This window comes from Oxalicibacterium faecigallinarum (assembly GCF_014635705.1).
GTDB lineage: Bacteria > Pseudomonadota > Gammaproteobacteria > Burkholderiales > Burkholderiaceae_D > Oxalicibacterium > Oxalicibacterium faecigallinarum.
Genome location: NZ_BMDI01000001.1, coordinates 1,376,228 through 1,392,684 on the forward strand (window position 1 = coordinate 1,376,228; position 16,457 = coordinate 1,392,684).

Annotated in this window: 14 protein-coding genes; 5 read left to right on the forward strand and 9 right to left on the reverse strand. The window is 54.8% G+C overall.

Going from position 1 to position 16,457, the window contains the following annotated elements:
• The first annotated feature begins 20 nt into the window (after positions 1-20).
• Positions 21-719, forward strand: a complete 699-nt coding sequence (locus IEV29_RS06575) for a TenA family protein (RefSeq protein ID WP_188380414.1) — start codon at positions 21-23, stop codon at positions 717-719.
• A gap of 57 nt (positions 720-776) precedes the next feature.
• On the forward strand, positions 777-1,439 hold the full coding sequence (gene tenA, locus IEV29_RS06580) for a thiaminase II (RefSeq protein ID WP_188380415.1): 663 nt from the start codon (positions 777-779) through the stop codon (positions 1,437-1,439).
• Positions 1,440-1,517: 78 nt separating this feature from the next.
• Here the strand turns inward: tenA and IEV29_RS06585 are convergent, their stop codons facing one another.
• From IEV29_RS06585 to IEV29_RS06595, 3 genes are all read right to left on the reverse strand, one after another.
• Positions 1,518-2,249 carry a superoxide dismutase gene (locus IEV29_RS06585; protein ID WP_188380416.1) on the reverse strand — a complete coding sequence of 244 codons (732 nt, stop codon included), beginning with the start codon at positions 2,247-2,249 and terminating at the stop codon, positions 1,518-1,520.
• 192 nt (positions 2,250-2,441) lie between these two features.
• Complete coding sequence (locus IEV29_RS06590) at positions 2,442-2,603, reverse strand: hypothetical protein (RefSeq protein WP_188380417.1); 162 nt, start codon at positions 2,601-2,603, stop codon at positions 2,442-2,444.
• Positions 2,604-2,635: 32 nt separating this feature from the next.
• Entirely contained in the window at positions 2,636-3,052 is a 417-nt protein-coding gene (locus IEV29_RS06595) for a hypothetical protein (RefSeq protein WP_188380418.1), read from the reverse strand.
• A gap of 345 nt (positions 3,053-3,397) precedes the next feature.
• On the opposite strand from IEV29_RS06595, the gene IEV29_RS06600 reads away from it, so the two are divergent.
• From IEV29_RS06600 to IEV29_RS06610, 3 genes are all read left to right on the forward strand, one after another.
• Positions 3,398-4,594, forward strand: coding sequence for an MFS transporter (locus IEV29_RS06600; protein ID WP_188380419.1), 1,197 nt, complete (start codon positions 3,398-3,400; stop codon positions 4,592-4,594).
• A gap of 82 nt (positions 4,595-4,676) precedes the next feature.
• The gene (locus tag IEV29_RS06605; RefSeq protein WP_188380420.1) at positions 4,677-5,132 is read left to right on the forward strand and encodes a universal stress protein; all 456 of its coding nucleotides are present in this window, start codon (positions 4,677-4,679) and stop codon (positions 5,130-5,132) included.
• Positions 5,133-5,272: 140 nt separating this feature from the next.
• Positions 5,273-5,671 carry a hypothetical protein gene (locus tag IEV29_RS06610; protein WP_188380421.1) on the forward strand — a complete coding sequence of 133 codons (399 nt, stop codon included), beginning with the start codon at positions 5,273-5,275 and terminating at the stop codon, positions 5,669-5,671.
• Positions 5,672-5,736: 65 nt separating this feature from the next.
• Here the strand turns inward: IEV29_RS06610 and IEV29_RS06615 are convergent, their stop codons facing one another.
• The 6 genes from IEV29_RS06615 to IEV29_RS06640 all read right to left on the reverse strand — a co-directional run bounded on the left by IEV29_RS06615 (position 5,737) and on the right by IEV29_RS06640 (position 16,306).
• Entirely contained in the window at positions 5,737-6,024 is a 288-nt protein-coding gene (locus IEV29_RS06615) for a hypothetical protein (protein WP_188380422.1), read from the reverse strand.
• Positions 6,025-6,114: 90 nt separating this feature from the next.
• The gene (locus IEV29_RS06620) at positions 6,115-6,510 is read right to left on the reverse strand and encodes a YMGG-like glycine zipper-containing protein (protein WP_188380423.1); all 396 of its coding nucleotides are present in this window, start codon (positions 6,508-6,510) and stop codon (positions 6,115-6,117) included.
• 170 nt (positions 6,511-6,680) lie between these two features.
• Entirely contained in the window at positions 6,681-7,925 is a 1,245-nt protein-coding gene (locus IEV29_RS06625) for a L,D-transpeptidase family protein (protein ID WP_229726265.1), read from the reverse strand.
• 5 nt (positions 7,926-7,930) lie between these two features.
• Entirely contained in the window at positions 7,931-9,067 is a 1,137-nt protein-coding gene (locus IEV29_RS06630; RefSeq protein WP_188380425.1) for a L,D-transpeptidase Cds6 family protein, read from the reverse strand.
• A 112-nt stretch (positions 9,068-9,179) separates the two neighbouring features.
• Positions 9,180-11,288 carry a response regulator gene (locus tag IEV29_RS06635; RefSeq protein ID WP_188380426.1) on the reverse strand — a complete coding sequence of 703 codons (2,109 nt, stop codon included), beginning with the start codon at positions 11,286-11,288 and terminating at the stop codon, positions 9,180-9,182.
• Positions 11,288-16,306: a trifunctional serine/threonine-protein kinase/ATP-binding protein/sensor histidine kinase gene (locus IEV29_RS06640; RefSeq protein WP_229726266.1), complete on the reverse strand. Its 5,019-nt coding sequence runs from the start codon at positions 16,304-16,306 to the stop codon at positions 11,288-11,290. The genes IEV29_RS06635 and IEV29_RS06640 overlap by 1 nt, the downstream gene beginning before the upstream one ends.
• Positions 16,307-16,457: the final 151 nt, after the last annotated feature.

The window sequence follows — 16,457 nt, forward strand, 5'->3', positions numbered from 1 at the left end:
CCTGTACTTTCAAGGATGCCATGAGCGAAACTACCTTTGCACAACGATCCGATGCGTCACTGCGTTTTACCGACTGGCTGCGTGAAAACAATCGCGCCAACTGGGATGCCGCCATCCAGCATCGCTTCATCGATGAACTGTTCAACGGCTCGGTTGCCGATGAGGTATTGATTCACTATCTGGTTCAGGATTATCAGTTCATCGATCGTTTTGTGGCCCTGCTTGGCGCGGCCATCGCAAGTGCCGATCGCTTCTCTTCGCGCGTACGTCTGGCCCGTTTTGCCGCAATGATCACAAGCGATGAAGCCACCTATTTCATCCGCTCCTTCGATCATCTGGGCGTTGCTGAACGTCACCGCACACAGCCTGCGCTGACTGCGCCGACACGCGCCTTTCAAGATCTGATGAAAGAAGCGGCAGAGACGCAGAACTATCCGCTGTGCCTGTCCGTACTGGTCGTGGCTGAATGGCTGTATCTGAGCTGGGCAGAACGCCTGCAGGCTGAATTGCCGCCCAAGTTCATCCATGCCGAATGGATAACCTTGCACAACAACGAAGGCTTCACCGATTTCGTCAACTGGTTGCGTACGGAGCTGGATCGCACGGGCCCGACGCAGGATGCCGCCGGTCAGCAACGCAGCGCCGATCTGTTTGCACGTGCCGTCAAACTGGAGCGCGAGTTCTTCGATCACGTGTATACGCCAGCGCGCTACGACTGACCATTTATTTTCACCATGCCGCATGACGTACAACGCGGCCCATCATCGCGAGGAAACATGTCCTTTACCGCTGACATCTGGAAAAAGAACGCTGCCCTGTTCGAGGCAACCCGCACCATGCCATTCAATACCGAGCTTGCTGCAGGCACTTTGAGCGAAGAACGTTTTCGCCATTACATGATTCAGGATGCGCATTACCTGATCGCTTTCGGTCGCGCCCTCGCAGTGGCATCGGCAAAAGCCGACACGCCGGACGAAATCGTCCAGTTTGCCATCGGCGCGCAAACTGCGATCGTGGTCGAACGCAGCCTGCACAAGGATTTCATGGAGCAGTTCAAGGTTACACCGGAGGTATTCGCAGCGACGCCGCTGTCGCCTGCAACGCATCATTACACCAGCTTTCTGATGTCAACTGCATGGGGTGCCTCGTATCCGGTGGTACTGGCCGGTCTGCTGCCCTGCTTCTGGATCTATGCCGAAATCGGACGTGACATCATCGGCCGCGCTGCCAAGAACAATCCGTATCAATCGTGGATCGATACCTATGCCGGTGATGAATTCCATGAAGCCGTACGCGCCGTCATTGCTACCGTCGATCGCGTTGCCGCCGTCGCCAGCAATGAAACACGCAAGGCCATGCACGATGCCTATACACGTGCGGCGCAACTGGAATGGATGTTCTGGGACTCCGCCTATCGATTGGAGCAATGGCCGGTCTGACTTGTCTCTGCGCCCATAAAAAAGCCCGGTTAGCCATACCGGGCTTTTTACTATGTGCCGAGTTGTAGGAGGTGCTGCTTATTTTTTCATCGCCTCATCGAAACGTTTGTTCACTTCGTTCCAGTTCACCACCTGCCACCACTCTTTCAGATAATCGGCCCGACGATTGTTGTACTTGAGGTAGTAGGCATGTTCCCAGACATCGTTCCCCAGAATCGGCGTGCCTTTGACCTTCACAACATCCATCAGTGGATTGTCCTGATTTGGCGTAGTCGAGACGACCAACTTGCCTTTCTGCACAATCAGCCAGGTCCAGCCCGAGCCGAATTGCTTGCCACCGGCGGTGTTGAATTCCGTTTTCAGCTTGTCGAGCGAGCCAAAATCGGCCTCGATACGTTTGAGCAGCGCTGCAGATGGTTCCCCACGCTGTCCGTCCGGTGCCATCGTGGCCCAGAAGAAATCATGGTTCCATGCACCGCCTGCATTGTTGCGTACCACATCGGGATACTTGGAAATCGATTGGATCAACTGCGGCAAGGTATGCGAGGCGAGTTTGCTGTTGCTTGCGACTTCCTTGTTTAAATTGTCGTAATAGGACTTGTGATGCTTGCCATAGTGCAGCTCCATTGTCGCTGTATCGATGACTGGCTCGAGCGCATTGTTGGCATAAGGCAGTGGTGCCTGTGTGAAGTGTTGCGCTGCAGGCGCCACCGACGCGCTCGCAGCCGTATTGGCTGGCTTGGTTGGTGTTTGTGCGTAAGCAGAACCAATGGCGAGTGTTGCAGCCAGTAGCAGGGGCGATTTAAGCATGGATTCTCCTGATTGTTGTCGTAAAACGGCGCACCACACGAGTACCGGGACGAGTACAGCGCATGGAATGGATCAAACCAAACGGAAAGCACGACGACGAAATGTCGCGATGTTTATCAGAAAACGCAGGATGCTATGAAGACGGTGCCGCCGCCGCACTGATCACGGCAACGAAGAGACAAACGACCGTACTCACCATTTATAAGGCGGGATTGCAATCGTGACCAACGTATTGATTTGCGGTTGCTGCGCAAAATGGACAGATGACGCTTCGGCGGATACGGTGGCAGGCTGTACCGCAAAAAAGATGATGCCGGCGACGGCTGCCAGGCCAGCGAAGAAAGAGAATTTCATGATGCTCTCGCGAAAAAAATTGAGAAGGTCGCTTAATGTGTAGCGCTCATGTCGGCCGCAATTTGCGGTCCGAATGGCAACACATTGGCGTGTCGGTGCAGATCGTCGCTATCGCTGCTGTGTGACTGCAGCGTCTCGGTCAGCCATGGATTCCGGATGACGCGACGGGTTGAATTGGCTTGTTCGAGTTCACTGACAAATTCCGGTGTGAACACGCGTGATTCCGCCTTGCTGTATGCACCAGCCAGCGAACTTTTGCGTGTGGAGAGATAACCCATTGCCTGTGCACGCTTGCGCGCCAGAATCTGCGCCAGCCGATCTTCTTGTGTATCGGCCATTTGATGGCGTGCTTCTACATATGCCGGCCAATCGATATCGGCAGGTTTTTCCTGAAGAATGCTTTTCAGGAGAGCAGATGTCTCGCTGTGCGTGGTATGGAGTATCGACATGATGGATCACCTCGGATAACAGTTAGCGCCGATAACGTTGCCTTCAGGCATATGCATGGGCAATCAATTTTGGCGATCAGACGGCGGAACCTTTGTAAAAAGTCATGGTCGTCCGACGTGATTAAATCTTAGCGAGCGACTCGATTTACCCATATAGGACGCCTTCGCAAGTTCTTGTAGGAAAAGATGACATGATGCATGGCAGCAAATTTCACGCACTTTGATGCTTTCTGTGCAAGACGCACTAGCACCTAAAAATGCACCAACACGTTGCAAAAAGAGAAGCTTTCTGTGCGTATTGGCGATTTGCGGTACGCTTTCTGCCTCTTTACAAGCCAGCGCACCATGCAAGCCATTCAGAGCACTCATTCGGACATTCCTCGCCTGACCATTCCCGCACTGTCGCTCGCTGCGTTCGGCAGTGCGATTTCGCTCCGCGTTACCGATCCGCTCTTGCCAAGACTGGCCAGCGAATTTGGCGTATCGCTGGGGCAGGTTGCCTATGTGATCACTGCGTTTTCGATTGCGTATGGCGTCTCGCAATTGTTCTTTGGCCCGGTGGGCGATCGCTTCGGTAAATATTTTGTCATCGCCTGGGCGTGCATGGCGTGTGCACTGACGGCACTCTTATGCGCGCTTGCACCCAACTATCCCTTGTTGATCGTGGCGCGTCTGCTGGCAGGTGCAACCGCTGCTGCAATCATTCCGCTATCCATGGCGTGGATCGGGGATGTGATTCCTTATGAGGAACGACAACCGGTACTGGCGCAGTTTCTGATCGGACAGATTATCGGTATCTCGGCGGGTGTGTTGCTTGGCGGTTTTACCGCAGATCATTTGAGCTGGCGCGTGCCCTTCTTCCTGCTTTCGTTCTGCTTTGTACTGATCAGCCTGACCTTGTTTGCCTTCAACCGGCGCCTACCTGCGCGAGCGTTGACGACGCATCGTGCGGAAGGCTCTGCCGTGCGGCGTATGTTCAACGAGTTTAGCCTTGTACTACAACGTCCGTGGTCGCGCGTGGTACTGGCGACCGTGTTCTTGGAAGGTGCCTTTTTGTATGGTGCTTTTGCATTCATTGCTTCGCATTTGCATCACGTCCATCACCTCTCGCTGACGCGTGCAGCAGGACTTGTCATGCTGTTTGGCTTGGGTGGCTTTTTGTATGCGATCTCGTCACGCCGGTTGGTGCGCGGGCTCGGTGAAAAAGGATTGGTACACTGGGGCGGTCTGCTCGTCATGGCGTCACTTCTGATGATCAGTCTGGCGCCGGTATGGTTGTGGACGATTCCTGCCTGCTTCGTCTGTGGGCTTGGCTTCTATATGCTGCATAACACCTTGCAAATCAACGCAACACAAATGGCACCAGAACGGCGCGGTGCGGCAGTCTCCATCTTTGCATCGTGTTTCTTCCTTGGTCAGTCGGCTGGTGTAAGTGCTGCAGGCTGGGCAATCGGGCACTTCGGTACCACAGTGGTGATCGCCATCGGTGCGATCGGCGTACTCCTCGTTGCCTTGAACTTTGCACGCCTGAAAATTGACTGACATGATGCGTCATCCGCATTCCCTCTTACAGAACAGAGGCTTGGAGCTATACTGAAGTCATCCATCGTCTGCAGGAGGCCTTATGTACCGCAAAATTCTGGTCGCATATAACGGCACGCCCGAAAGTCAGTCTGCATTGCAGGAATGTGTACGACTGGCTCCCGATCCCTCTGCCGAAATTCATCTTCTCGTCGTCGTCAATCCACCGCAAGCTGTAGTGCTCGGCGAGTACGCGATGGTCTCCATGGTCGGCATCGAGGAGGAATTGCAGGCCGAGAAGGAAAAGATGCAACGGCAACTTCAGGACAGTCATTTCTTTTTGCAAAATGCAGGTCTGGCTGTGCAAACCCATCTGGAAGTCGGCGAACCCGTACCGACCATCGCCGCATTGGTTGAGAAGCTGGGTATCGAGCTTGTCATTGTCGGTCATTCGCGATTGCAGTCACTGGCGATGCGCTGGTGGCGTGGCTCGACCGATACGATGCTGGTCGAGAAAGTGCGCTGCGCCCTGCTGATCGCCAGCGATCCCAACAAATAGTGGCAGTGACCTCGTTTGCCATGCAACCATGACAACATGATTGGTTGTATGGCAAGAGACTGTTACAGTCTTTTACGCATTCCGCGTTGAGAAACGCCGTGGATTGACGTTAAATGAAGGTATCCATCAGGAGTTTCTCCATGAATATTTCACTACGTCATCTGCTTGCTCTTGCTGCCTTGAGCGCTGCCACTTCGACTGCGCCCGCCATTGCAGGCGGTGGCGTCAGCTGGTCCATCAGTGTGGGTAGCGGCTATCCCGGCTACTATCCGCCGCCACCCGTTTATCGGCCGCCGCCAGCCTGGAATAATTATTCGAATTACTACGCGCCTCCCATCATCTACGGGAACAGCGTGCAGTACTACCAGCCGCCTCCGCCAGTCGTGATTTACGGCCCGCCGCCATCACAATACTGGCGCCCTCTGCCGCCGCCACGTCATCATGATCATGGCTATCGTAACGATTATCGCAATGACTATCGTGGTTATCGTGATGGCTATCCGCGCGGACCACATGATGGACGTGACCCGCGCCGCTGAATCGGTAAGCGCAAAATAAAAAGCTGATCGGATCGATCAGCTTTTTTATATGCAACTTCATCGTATTAACGACGCCAGCCCGGCGGCCTTGGGTGCGGATGAGGGTGATGATGTCTTGGACGAGGATGCACATGGTGCGGCGGCGCGTATCTCGGAGCCGGGCGATGATAGCCACGACTGTAATAAGTCCCACCAAAATAAACCGGCGCAGGTGCGACATAAACAGAGCTGCTGTATGAAGGACGGCTGTAATAACCGTCGTCATAAGGCACAACGGCACACCCGCCAAGAACCGTCACTGCCAGCAAAGGCAGAACCAGACGGCTGCTCAGACGCGGAAATGAAATCTTCATGATGCGACCTTTCGGCAGAAAAGCTGCACAGGCATCGGATGGTGCATCCGTATGCAATGCGACTTCTCCACATAAGAAATCACTGACAAATTAGCGACGGTAGTCACGCTCGTAACGTGAGTAACCCGAATGATGTGAGTCGTAGTAATAGCCCCCGCGGTCATGGCGATAACCGTTGCCATACGAGTAGTAGCCTCGTGGCGCTGGCTGGTAATAGACCGGCTCGCGATAAGTGACACGCGGATTGCTGCGTCCGTAATAACGATGATCGTAACCACGATCCCTGCCCGATGAAGCCGTGGCACCAACCACGGCACCCAATACCCCACCGACCACTGCACCATCCTGCCCGCCGACACTGTTGCCAATCACGGCCCCCAGAACCGCACCGACAGCCGTGTTGACACCACGATTGTCCGCCGCTGCCGTTGTCGAGACAGTGGCCGTTGCCAGCAGTGCCACTGCGATCCATTTTTTATGCAACATGATTGACTCCTTGTCCGCCGAACGATCACCGGAATCGGTTGATTCATTACTTCGACATGAAATCACTATATAGATCGCCTCATGGAAATCCACGAAGGAAATAGACTTTTACAATTGTAAAGAAGTGGTGGTAATGCTTGTCGGCAAGCGTTTGCCGTATATGGAGGAGGTTACTGAATATTGGCTTCCGACACGATCTTCCACTGGGTACCCTCCTTGGCCCAGTACTGGCGCTTGCGCGTAACGTGTTTGCCTTTGCCGATGATGGCCTCCTGTGTAAAGGCAGCTACGATCATCTCTTTCTGCCCTTTCTTTTCCGGATAACGGAACAGAGACACGTCTCGCAGCGTTACCTTGATCTGCCGTGCACCGAAGTTGGCCTGCTGAATACGATCCAGCCAGCCTGTCAGCGTTTGTCCGCGCATGGCCTTGAAATGCTGGGAGTAATGACGACGCAATTTTTCCGGATCCGTTGTTTCCAGATCGGTACGCCATGCATCCAGCATACGGCTGGCATGTGCTCGATCTGCTTCCGCACGTGCTGGTGTAACAAACTTGAGATCTTCGCTGATGATGACAGGCGTCGTACCAACATCGACCAGTGAAGACAATTCAATCATGTCTGGATTCGGCAAGACGATGCAGCCATCGGATGACAATGGCGGCCGACTGTAGCTGTCTGGGGGCGTGCCGTGGAACCAGATACCCGACCCGCCGCGATCGTTTACCCGATCCCATTCGTTTGGATAATTGATGGGTAAGGCACCAGGACCGTAAAACTCGGGAAGGCGCGGTCCCGGAACACGCGAGGTAATGTAGTAAATGCCAAGCGGTGTCTTCTGATCACCTTCCTTGAACTTATCAACACCCAGCTTGCCCTGACTGACGTAGTAATCGCGCACCAGCTTGAACTGGCTGTTTTCGTCGCGTGCGTAGAGATAAAGACGCGAACGCTTTGCATCCATCAGCAGGACATTTTTCTGTGCCGGCTGAATTTGCAGAATTGCCTGTGGCACCAGATTGGGATCAGGCCGTTCACGCAATGACTTGAGACGTACAATCGCCTCGTCACGCAATGCTTTCAGATTGTCCGACGGTGCGCCGCTTACCGCGCCAAAGGTCTTAATGGGCTGTGTATGCAGCAACAGGAGGTCACCGCGTACCAGTTGTCCGAGGCGGAAGTTGGGATAAGCAGCAACCAGTGCATCTGCCTTGGACTGCGCCTCGCGCAGGCGATTGGCAGCCAGTGACTGATAGACGTCAATCAACATCAATTCAGGATCCTGACGTACGGGGACGCCAGGCTTGGTACCACTTGCCAGTGATGGCTGCGCCACTGCAAGCAACAGCACGACACCGATCACGCCAGTTGCAAGCTGTACCGCACGATGCCCGAAATGAGTGTTCCTTGCCACCACCATCAGTTACCCGTTCTCTCCTGCTGGATACGCCAAGCATTGCCCTGCTGTGTCAGCACCAGCGTCTTGCGGCTATCGGATTTGAAGCGATCCGAATCGTAGACCTGACGGAAGCGCACGGTTGCCGTTTTGCCGCTGATGCTGACTTGCAGTGACAGAATCTGCACGTTGATGCGATTCTTGTCTTCGATACGGGCGCGACGTTCGGTTTCCCATGTCTTGCGCGACTGCCCCGATGGCAGAGCGAAATCCTTGCTGTAAGCGTTCAGATAACCGCCGACATCACGCGCACTCCATGCCTTGGCCCAGCTCTCGACTGCGTCCAGTACCTTGGCATTGGCCGCTTGTGCCGCTTCGTTCGCCTTGGCACGTTCTGCACGCTGACGCTCTTCTTCGGCACGTCGCTGTTCCATAGCCGGATCGGCTTTTGGTGGCTCGGTCACAGGGGCCGCCGGTGGTGCGGATGCTGCAGGTGCCGTTGGCGGAACCGGCTGTGGCGTTGGCTGCGGTGTTTGTTGCGCAGGCTGTGCCGCAGGGCGCGCCGGAACCGCAGGCGTTACTGCTGCAACTTGCGGATTGGTACCACCTGTCGTGTTGCCAACCAGTGTGCGCACCATCGTCAGCTTGGACTTGGCGGCATTGTTGTTTTGATCCAGTTGCAAAGCCTTGTCATATGCCTGACTGGCCAGCTTGGCATGCACATCACCGAGATTTTCATACGCGGTTGCGTAGGTCGGATTGGTACGAATCGCCTGATCCAGTGCCGTACGAGCTTTCTCGTATTCGCCTGCTGCGGCGTACAGAACGGCCAGATTATTGTATGGCTCGGGCAAGGCCGGGAAGTCCTTGCTCAGTTTGGTGAAAACGTCGATCGCCTCCGCCGACTTGTTCTGCTCTGTCAGGATGACGCCCTTGAGAAAACGCATTTGCGGGTCACGAGGCTTTTGCTTCAGAAAGGCGTCGGCCTTGTTCAGGGCAGCAGTATATTGCCCGGAGCGCACTAACTGGGAAACGTCCGCAATATCGTCTGCCATTGCCGGCGTGACATGCATCATGGCGACCAGACCTGCAATCAGAGCAGAGCGTTGCAAGCCTTTGATCAGGGCAAAACGCGAGGGGATGCGCGACGTTGTGGGCATGTTCTTTCCTGTGGGGGTAATCGTTAAATACACACAGGCGCTATAGTACGACAAACGCTTGCTCTATCCCAACGAAATCAGCCCGAAAATCGCCCCAAAAAACGTCCTGTGCTCAGTTTTTTCTGCCCAGTTCCTGCAAAATCCCGGCCAGACGTTCCATGCGGAACGGCTTGATCAGAAAATAATTCATCCCTGCATCCATGCAGATCTGGATATCCGACAAAGCACCGGCGGCTGTCAGGGCGACAATTGGCACCCCAGCGGCTGGAGGCGGCAGACTGCGAATCGCACGTGTTGCAGAAACGCCATCCATTTCCGGCATGTGCATATCCATCAACACGACGTCAAAAGTCTGCTGTTGCACCGCATCGACGGCTTCCAGCCCGTTATTGGCAACGCTGACCTTGTGTCCCGCCTTGGTCAGCAAGGCGACAGCCACTTTTTGATTGATCTCGTTGTCCTCGGCCAGCAGGATATGCAAGCCGCGTACGGCATCGATTTGTTCGGTAGCCTTGGCAACGACAGCTTCCTGCGCGAGCAGAGGCAAACCAAAATCCAGCTCGAACCAGAAGCGGCTGCCGGTGCCGAGCACGCTGGTTACGCCGATCTGTCCGCCTTGCATGTCCACCAGTTTTTTACAGATCGACAGCCCAAGCCCGGTACCGCCAAAACGCCTTGAAATCGAATTATCTGCCTGCGTAAATGCCTGAAACAGACGCGATTGCGCTTCTGGCGTCATGCCGATACCGCTGTCGATCACGGCAAAACGCAGGCGAACAGAGGTGGCCTGGCGATGCAATTGCTCGACCTTCAGCAGAACCGATCCTTTCTCCGTGAACTTGAGCGCATTGCTGACCAGATTCAGCAAAATCTGCCGGAGGCGCGCGACATCGCCAATCAACTCCTTTTCGAGCTCAGGCGGATACTCTGCCTGCAGAGAGAGCGGACTGCCCTGCGTACGCGACTTCATCAGATTGATCACGCCATCGACTGTTTTCATGACGTTGAAGTCGGTTGACTCAAACTGAACATTGCCCGACTCCAGCTTGGAAAAATCGAGTACGTCATTCAGGATCGTCAGCAAGGCTTCGGCCGAATACTGTGCCGTCTCCAGATAACCGCGCTGCTCGGGTTGCGTTGCTTCCGCCATTGCCAGCTGCATCATGCCCAGCATGCCGTTCATCGGCGTGCGAATCTCGTGGCTCATTACCGCAAGAAATTCGGATTTGGCGCTGTTTGCCCGCTCCGCCTCTTCTTTGGCAAGCTGCAGATCGCGCGTACGCGCAACGACCTGATTTTCCAGATCGTTACTCAGATTTTTCAATGAATCGTAAAGCTGCGCATTGGCCAGTCCCGCGCTGATATTGCTGCTCAATACGTCCACCAGCTGCTGCTCCAGCGTCAACAAAGGTCGCTGCAACGGAAACCAGACGACGTACTCGCTCGCGCCACGAATCGGCTTGATGTAGAGGCAGACATGATCGGCCTGGAAGGCATGGCAGGCGGAATCCAGTGCCTGTATGATTCGCCGCATCAACGCCTCGTCCCGATCACAACAAGTACCGGAAACGGCAACGACGGTGACTTCCCCTGAGCACTGATGTCGGCGTACCACCATGCCATTGCTCGGCTGCTGCAGCAGAAACTCGAGCTGATAAAGAATCTGGGTGGTGAACGTGTTCTCGGAGACCTCCTGCAACAGACTGCCAGCTGCGCCGATGACACTTGCCAGGCCATCGCGGGCACGCTGCAGCGACACAATGTCCTCGTAGGAACGCATGGCGGAAATCACCGAGGTCAATAATTTCTGACGCGTCAGCTCCGTCTTGGCGCGGTAATCATTGATGTCGTACTCGATCACCACATCTCGTTCCGGTGCCTGTCCCGGCTGCCCGGTACGCAAAACAATGCGCACACTGCGGTTCTGCAATTGTTCGCGAATGTACTTCACCAATCGCAGACCGGCATCATCCGTCTCCATCACGACGTCAAGCAGCACGACTGCGATATCAGCATCGCTATCAAGGATGTCACGTGCCTGCTGCGCGGAGTACGCATGCAAGAAAACAATCGGGCGTGCCTTGAAGATGATTTCCGACAACGCAATACGCGTAATCTCATGCACTTCCTGTTCGTCATCGACGATCAGTATCTTCCATGGAGTCGGCGGCACCGCATGGTTGCCATCGGCTTCCGGCGCAAAAGAAAAGTCTTCAAACATCATCTGCTCTCATGATGCGGCAATTCAGTTTCGTCGATCCGAGCCATCCCCTCCGGCAAATCCGGGCTGGAAGGAAAACGCACAATAAAGGTTGTCCCCACGCCTGGCTGGCTTTCGACATTGATCTGTCCCTGCAAGGGGCCGTTCACCAGATTGTGGATGATGTTGAGTCCTAAACCGCTGCCGCCCTGCCCGCGTGTCGTCGTAAAGAAGGGATCGAAGATCTTGGCCAGATTTTCATGCGGGATGCCTTTGCCGTTATCCGAAAAACGCAGTTCGATCAGATTGGTTTTCTGGCCCTTGGCATAGACAGAACGCACGACAATCAGCATCTCGCCTTGCGTGTCATCCGGGAAGGCGTGCAGCAATGCATTCATGACGAAGTTCGTGATGATCTGCGACAGCGCGCCCGGATAACTGTCGACCTCGATACTGTCATCGCAATTGACGTTAATACGGTGTTCCGTACGACGCAACATCGGACTCAGATTCGACAGCACTTCTTCGATATAGGCCTTGAGCCGGAAGACACGCCGTTCTTCACTGGTCTGATCGACTGCGACATCCTTGAAGCTCTGAATCAACGTTGCTGCACGCTCCATATTCGACAGCAGCAGCTTGCTGATTGACGCAGCCGTGCCTACATAAGCATCCAGATCGGAGCGCTTCATCTCCCCTGTCTGAAAGAGCGCTTTGAGACGCGCTGTTTCCTCCGCCAGCGTCGATGCGCCCGTCACCCCGACACCAACCGGGGTGTTGATTTCATGCGCGACACCGGCCACCAGTTGGCCCAGCGAAGCCAGTTTGGCAGACTCTACCAGCTGCTTCTGGGTACGACGCAGGGACGCCAGCGTTTCGCGCAACTCGGCATTTTTCTGACTAAGCGCCTGTGTACGCGCCTCGATCTTTTGCTCAAGATCGTTATACAAGCCCGCGTTTTCCAGAGAAATTGCAATCTGCGTCGACAGCATTTGCAGCAGTGCGGCATGATCCGAAGTGAATGCATCGATTGCCAGATTGTTTTCCAGATACAGAATGCCAACCAGTTGACCCTGCTTGTGCAGCGGGAGGCACAGAATGGATTTAGGTTGTTCACGTTCGATATAGGGGTCGCTGTTGAACTGGCTGTCATTCGCGGCATCACCCAGCACAACACGTTCACCCGTACGTTTGACGTAATTAACGATGGCCAGGCTGACGCCGCGACTTTTCTCTAGCGCCAGACCTTCCTGCACGGCGACGGTATCGCCATTGATTTCGGCGGAGACAAACAGACGACCGTGCTCCATCATCAATAGCGCGCCCTTTTGGGCACCCGCATTTTCAATCAGGAGATACATCAGCTTGGACAACAGTTTGTCGAGTTGAATCTCGCCTGACAAGGTTTGTGATGCGCGCACCAAGGTCTGTACATCGACCTGACGCTCGCGTGCATCGGATACATCATGGCGGTTCAGACGTTTTCTGTCGCTGACACGTACAAGCAGGGCCGGGTACAACATCTCCATCTGCGCCGCTTTACCGGATGCGCCCCACTCTTCGTACCGTGCATGGGCTTGCTCAAGATGCATACGCGCATTGATTTCCTTGCCCTGCTGCAGGAAGAATCGTCCCGCCAGTTCATGCGACAACGCCTCGTCACTCAGGAAGCCATAGCTGCGCGCGCCCTTGATCGCCTCTTCATAGAAATGTTCTGCCTTACGCACCTTGCCTGCAAGCCGGTAACGTTCGGCTTCGACCAATTGCCATTTGTGCAGATAGTTCATCGGCGCGTGTTCGGCCCATACCTGAAAACGCTTTTGCGATGCATTGACATTCGCCAGTGTCAGGGCAATGGCACTGCGCGACTTGCTATCGCACAACGCAATCTCGGCCAGTGCATGCACCCAAAGCAGAAAGCCGGAAGACGGCGTGCCGAAATCAAACCCCGGCAAGGACAGTGCCTCTGCCGCATGTGCACGCGCCTCGGCATATTCGCCGAAGTAGCATTCACCGATCGACTGAATCGCACGTACATAAAACACGCCCCATGGATCAGCCGCCGCCCGGCGTGCAACGACGTAATCTTCCTGCGTTCGCCCTTGTGTAATGTCGATAATGGATTCGCCGACAAATCGCGCATACAGCAACGCCCAGGGAATCATGACACCCAACAGCGCTGCGTAATCCATCTTGCGATAGATATCAATGTCCTTGCGGATGGTGACCAGGCCGTCACGCACATTGGTACCAGCCTGAAAACGGATGGCATCGGCAAAGGACAGTGCGACCATCGCGCCAGGCCGGTCGCCGGTTTCCATCGCCTTGACGTAGGTATCCATCAACGGCTCAAGTGATAAGCGCAAATGTTCGCGGCGATGGCGGATGATGCCGTGAAAGATGCCAACCGCACCGAGTAGCGGCTTGTCACCGCCCAGCAAGGACGACACCTTGCCAAACTTGTAGCCATCTTCCACATGACCATATTTGCCCGCCAGTGTGCGCCCCCATACGGCGTAAGCATAGGCACTCAGCGGCGACGAGCCGTAGCGTATCGAGCGTCGCACGATTTCCAGTGCAACCCACAACACCACAGGCGAATTGGCCAGATAGGTAAACCCGTATCCAAGGAATGCCATGGTGGCGTGCACCTGCAGCAGATACTGCTGATTGGTTGCGGGCGGCAGACTGGCGAGCGACAAGGGATCTCGTCCCCGCATCGCCAGCGCAAGGCGCCAGCGCGCAAGGCGGATATGGCCCTCATTGATATTCTTCGGTACCTTGATGCCGGCAATCTGCATCATCTCGATACCTGTTTCCATCAATTCTCGCGGTTTGTAAATCGCACCGTAGCAGCGGATCAGATAATCCTTGGCTGCAATAATTTCGAACGACGTGGTGCTGTTATCGCACACCAGTTGGCAGAGACGCGCCATCTCCCGATAGTCCGCCCTTGCAAACGCGGCATTGATCAGTTCCATGTACAGCTCGTGCATGAACGCCTGCTTGGTCTTCCAGTCCTCTACCGCGCCAAGGTCATGTGCAATCTGAATACAGTCACGATGTACATCCATTGCCGCCGATTGACGCGCACGCTTTGCGGCAACCAAATTCAGGCTGGCAAGTTCGTCCTTCTCATCCTGCGAGGCCAGCAAGGCTCGTCCTTGATTCAGATGATCGACGATATCGAAGATGACCTCTTCCTTTTCCGCCTTGGACAGGCTGCTCATCAACAGACGTCCAATCTGCAAATGAATCGCGTTGGTCTCCGAACGTGGCGTACCCTCATAGGCAGCCTGCTGTACACGATCGTGCAGGAATTGATAGGAGTAAGAAACGATCGTGGAGGCAGCCACCTTGTTTTCGGATGGCTGAATCAGCCCGGTTTGAATGGCCTCCTGCAAAAGCTCGCGAATTTCATGTTCCGGTTTTTCACTCACAATGCTCAGCGTCTGCAGATCGAAACGACTGCCGATACAGGCAGCAATGGTCAGCAAGCGTTGCGTGTTCTGCGGCAACCGCCCCATTTCGCGTGTCAGCAGATCGATCACATTGTCCGTCATGTCGAATGTGCGGATCTGGTGCAGGTCCCACTGCCACTGCCCATCATCGAAAGTCAGCATGCCTTCCGCATGCAGGTTCTTGACGAACTGATTGATGAAGAATGGATTGCCCAGCGTCTTGTGAAAGATCAGCGTTGCCAGCGGCTTGACCTCGGCAGGTTCACGCCGCAAGGTATCGGCCAATAACTCGACAATGTTCTCTTCCGCCAGCGGATGCACCTCGATGGTCTTGACCGGTACATCTTTTTTGATCTGATCAAAGATTACGCTCAATGGATGAGATACATCGACCTCGTTACTGCGATAGGCACCAATCGGCAGCAATGAAGGATCTTCCAGATTCTTCATCAGCATGCTGATCAGCTTCAGGGACGAGGCATCGGCCCATTGCAGATCGTCGAGGAACAACACGATCGGATAATCCGAATGCGTGAAGACACTGACGAAATTTTGCATCACGTAGTGAAAGCTGTTGCGGGTCGCTCCCAAGGCCGGCAAGGCGGGCTGCTTGCCGATCACGAATTCGAGCTCCGGAATCGCATCGATAATCAACTGTCCGTTCGGGCCGAGTGCCTTCAGCAACTTGCTGCGCCATTGCGCAATGCGCGCCTCGCTCTCCGTCAGAATCTGACGCATCAGTTCCCGCAGCGCCTGATTGATCGCGGAGTATGGAATTGACCGACGGAACTGATCGAACTTACCAGAGATGAAATAGCCGCCATAGGCGACCACCGGCTTGTGCATTTCATTGACCAGCGACGATTTGCCGATACCGGCATAACCGCTGATCAGCAACAACTCCGCATGACCTTTGGTCACATTGCGGAAAGCATTCATCAATCGATTGTATTCACGCTCGCGGCCATAGAGCTTTTGCGAAATCTGCAAACGGTCACAAACATCATGCTGCGCCAGCGGGAAAGACTCGATCACACCGGTCTCATCGATCGCCTTGCGGCATTGCTCCAGATCGATGCGGATACCATCCAGACTTTGATAACGATCCTCCGCATTCTTGGCAAGCAGCTTGAGGACGATGTTCGAGAGAACCTCCGGGATCACCGGATTAAGACGATTGACAGGCTGCGGCTTCTTGGCGATGTGCGCGTGCACGAGCTCCATCACGCTGTCCGACTCGAACGGCAGGTGACCGGTGAGCAACTCATACATCACGATACCGAGCGAGTAATAATCGCTGCGATAGTCGACGTGCCGATTCATGCGACCAGTTTGCTCCGGCGAACTGTACGCCAGCGGCACCATGGCATCGTTGCGGAATTCAATCTTGCCGTCATGCCGTACGCGCAGATTGGCCAGGCACAATGCCCGATGCAGCTCAGTGTGTTTGTGGACGTCACGCAGGCCATTGACCATGGCAAGAAACAGATCAAGTGCTCCGGCCAGATCGTATGCCGGCAGCATGGCGTCATCCAGCACCGCTTCTCCGGAGTCCGATCCGGCGCGGAAAAACATCATGCGGTGCAGACCCGTTTTAGGCTGTACCGCATGGTTGGCTGGTGCCCAATCCTGATGCTGAGGAAACTTGATTTGATGCTCCGGGTTCAGTCGCAGCCGACAAGCCTAACGTCGGTCTTGCAAAAATATTCATCGCAGTTGATCATTGGCA

Bases quoted from the DNA above. Each gene is read 5' to 3' on its own strand.
- IEV29_RS06575 (WP_188380414.1), top strand. From the start codon at position 21: ATGAGCGAAACTACCTTTGCACAACGATCCGATGCGTCACTGCGTTTT.
- tenA (WP_188380415.1), top strand. From the start codon at position 777: ATGTCCTTTACCGCTGACATCTGGAAAAAGAACGCTGCCCTGTTCGAG.
- IEV29_RS06585 (WP_188380416.1), bottom strand. From the start codon at position 2,249: ATGCTTAAATCGCCCCTGCTACTGGCTGCAACACTCGCCATTGGTTCT.
- IEV29_RS06590 (WP_188380417.1), bottom strand. From the start codon at position 2,603: ATGAAATTCTCTTTCTTCGCTGGCCTGGCAGCCGTCGCCGGCATCATC.
- IEV29_RS06595 (WP_188380418.1), bottom strand. From the start codon at position 3,052: ATGTCGATACTCCATACCACGCACAGCGAGACATCTGCTCTCCTGAAA.
- IEV29_RS06600 (WP_188380419.1), top strand. From the start codon at position 3,398: ATGCAAGCCATTCAGAGCACTCATTCGGACATTCCTCGCCTGACCATT.
- IEV29_RS06605 (WP_188380420.1), top strand. From the start codon at position 4,677: ATGTACCGCAAAATTCTGGTCGCATATAACGGCACGCCCGAAAGTCAG.
- IEV29_RS06610 (WP_188380421.1), top strand. From the start codon at position 5,273: ATGAATATTTCACTACGTCATCTGCTTGCTCTTGCTGCCTTGAGCGCT.
- IEV29_RS06615 (WP_188380422.1), bottom strand. From the start codon at position 6,024: ATGAAGATTTCATTTCCGCGTCTGAGCAGCCGTCTGGTTCTGCCTTTG.
- IEV29_RS06620 (WP_188380423.1), bottom strand. From the start codon at position 6,510: ATGTTGCATAAAAAATGGATCGCAGTGGCACTGCTGGCAACGGCCACT.
- IEV29_RS06630 (WP_188380425.1), bottom strand. From the start codon at position 9,067: ATGCCCACAACGTCGCGCATCCCCTCGCGTTTTGCCCTGATCAAAGGC.
- IEV29_RS06635 (WP_188380426.1), bottom strand. From the start codon at position 11,288: ATGTTTGAAGACTTTTCTTTTGCGCCGGAAGCCGATGGCAACCATGCG.
- IEV29_RS06640 (WP_229726266.1), bottom strand. From the start codon at position 16,306: ATGATGTTTTTCCGCGCCGGATCGGACTCCGGAGAAGCGGTGCTGGAT.